Annotated in this window: 3 protein-coding genes and 1 rRNA gene; all 4 read left to right on the forward strand. The window is 24.7% G+C overall.

Annotated features, from left to right (window positions below; all coding sequences use genetic code 11):
- Nucleotides 1-72 precede the first annotated feature (72 nt).
- The 4 genes from rrf to BN7997_RS13950 all read left to right on the forward strand — a co-directional run bounded on the left by rrf (nucleotide 73) and on the right by BN7997_RS13950 (nucleotide 2,648).
- Nucleotides 73-189, forward strand: a 5S ribosomal RNA gene (rrf, locus tag BN7997_RS13935).
- Nucleotides 190-573: 384 nt separating this feature from the next.
- The gene (locus tag BN7997_RS13940; RefSeq protein ID WP_071121450.1) at nucleotides 574-1,137 is read left to right on the forward strand and encodes a sigma-70 family RNA polymerase sigma factor; all 564 of its coding nucleotides are present in this window, start codon (nucleotides 574-576) and stop codon (nucleotides 1,135-1,137) included.
- Complete coding sequence (locus BN7997_RS13945; RefSeq protein ID WP_071121451.1) at nucleotides 1,130-2,176, forward strand: DUF4179 domain-containing protein; 1,047 nt, start codon at nucleotides 1,130-1,132, stop codon at nucleotides 2,174-2,176. Before BN7997_RS13940 ends, BN7997_RS13945 begins: the two co-directional genes overlap by 8 nt.
- A gap of 268 nt (nucleotides 2,177-2,444) precedes the next feature.
- Nucleotides 2,445-2,648 (forward strand): hypothetical protein, encoded by a 204-nt coding sequence (locus BN7997_RS13950; protein ID WP_071121452.1) that lies wholly within the window; start codon nucleotides 2,445-2,447, stop codon nucleotides 2,646-2,648.
- Nucleotides 2,649-2,799 lie beyond the last annotated feature (151 nt).

A 2,799-nucleotide genomic window follows, 5' to 3' on the forward strand; every position in this document is an offset into this window, starting at 1 on the left:
GGTTGCTAAAATAAAATGATAAATCTTAAATGATATGCAGTTTTCAGAGTATTAACTCTAAATTAAAGATTATGTGGTTATTATAGCAAAGAGGATACACCTGTTCCCATACCGAACACAGAAGTTAAGCTCTTTAGAGCTGATGGTACTTGGTGGGCGACCGCCTGGGAGAGTAAGACGTAGCCACGTAATCTTTTTTTATTGCTCAAATTAAGGCGTAGATTATATCTACGTCTTTTTTTATTGCAAGTAAATTGTAATATTTTTTAATATGGTAAAAATTTGTGTATTAAAGTAACATCAAGATATTTAAAAAGGTAAATAGTGATAAAGCAAATCTGAATATATTGCTCTAATATCATAATATAGAAAGGTAACAATTATTAGATAATATGAAATAAAAAATCCAATGATATATTTAAGCTATTGGATTTAACTTATAATTAGAAAAATTTAAACTCGATAAATTTGATATATTAAAAATAAATTATAAGTTAAATTAATGAAACCTTTTTAGTAAGTAGATTGTCTTTTATAATATAAGAAAAATTTAAAGAAATGGGGACGTAGTTAGTGTTAAATATTAAAAAAGTATACTCTAGAGGAGATACAGAAATTGAAACGTATTTAATGAAAAAAATAAAAAAGGGAAATCAAGAGGCTTTTGAAAATCTATTGATTCATTATAAAGAATATCTATATAAAATTGCATATAGTTATGTGAAAAATAAAGAAAGTGCTTTAGATATAATACAGGAGTCTACATATAAAGCATGGATGAATATACACACTTTAAAAAATAAGACAGTATTTAAAAATTGGATAACAAAAATATTAATTAATACTGCTATAAACTATATAAAAAAAGAAAGTAAAATAGTATCTTTAGATGAAGATACCCCACTTGTATATAAGGAATCTGGAATATCTATTGAAGAAAAAATAGATTTATATAAAGCAATAGATTTACTTAAACCAAAATATAAAAGTGTCATAATTTTAAAATACTTTAATGATATGAAAATAGAAGAGATATCAGATATTTTAGATTTACCAATTAATACGATTAAAATTCAACTAAAAAGAGCTAGAGAAAGCCTAAGCAATATTTTAAAGGAGGATTATCTAAGTGAATAATAATGAGTTTAATAATATTGAAATACCTAAAGAGATAGATTTATTTATAAAAAATGGTTTAAACAAAGCAATAATAGATAAAAAAAGAAGAAAAAATAAAATAGCGAAAATGGCTATTAGTGCTAGTATTATGGGAGCTATATTTACAGGATTTTCATTAAATGTTATAGCTCAGAGAATGCCGTTTTTAAATAATGTTTTTGAAGAGTTAAAAAATAATAAAAGTAGTGAGACTATGTCTATATCATTCAACGAATATATAGATAAATATAGCCAACCTATAAATCAAACAGTTACTTCAAATGGTATAACTGTAACTGCAGAAAAAGTAGTTTGTGATGGTAGCAATTTGTATGTATCTTATATAATAAAAAAAGATACCAAGTTCGATGAAGATCAACTTTCTACTAATATAATAATTAGTGATAGGAATACTGTAGATTTTAAAAAGAACTCCAATTTGTGGAGTAAGGGTAGTTTAGAGGGAGCTTTTGTTGATGACTATACATTTGTAGGTATACAAACAATTTTTTTAGACTATTTAACTGACGAAATTCCTGATGAATTTATGCTGAAGACCTCTTTTGATTATATTGAGCCTGTAAAAAGTAATGAATGGAATTTTGAATTTCCAGTAAAAGTAAATCGTGATGCGAATTATAAAATAGATGTTAATAAAACAAGTGATGCATATACTACTCACACAGTAAATAAAAATGCTTTTAGTTTAGATATTGAATATACAATACCAAAAGATAAAGAAAAAGATAAACGAGGTATAACTACTTTTTATAGTATTATTTTATACGATGATAAAGGCAAATTTTTAACATTATTACAAGATGATTATCTGTATGATGAAGATCAAGATAAAGAGAGACGTTTAGCAAAATTTGAACCTATTGATGATAAATGTAAATATATAGAGATAGTTTATACTGAAAGAAATTATATTGATGATGAAAAAAATCCAGGCTCTTATAAGGAGTATGAAAATGGTGAATTAAATGATATAAAAATAAAAGTACCTATTAATTAGAATATGATTGATACATTTTATTACGATGATTTGAATTGACTAAGTAGATTGGTAAGCAAGAAAGTAAATAGATGACTTGATTAATAATGTTAATATATTATGAATTATAACGGTAGGGGCTATGCTCCTACTTTTTATATATTGTTAAATTAAATTCTAAGATCAGTCAAATTTTATTAAAAAAATATATTAATAACATCAAATGTTAAAAGTGTGGATAAAAATTAAGTACTTTACTATATATGTATGATACAGCTTGTAGATATTGTTGATAAAAATAAAATACAATGTTGATAACTTAAAAAATAAAATTATTATAAAAAATAATTTAAAAAAAGTGTTGACGATACAATTTTCAGGTGGTATAGTTATACTTGTCCTTAAGGAAAGGGCAAAACAAAAGAAAAAAACTTTAAAAAATAAGTTGACAAGGAAAAATAACTTTGATAAACTTAAAGAAGTTAAAAAATAGCGCCGACACAGTCGCTTAAGAAATGAACTTTGAAAATTAAACAGTAGGTTAATTTATAGAATTGAAACTAACAAACCAAGCCAGATATTCAGATAATGATAGTCTGAGCAGGTAACAACTTTTATTTGAGAGTTTGATCCTGGCTCAGGAT

The organism is Romboutsia timonensis (assembly GCF_900106845.1).
Classification (GTDB): Bacteria; Bacillota; Clostridia; order Peptostreptococcales; family Peptostreptococcaceae; genus Romboutsia; species Romboutsia timonensis.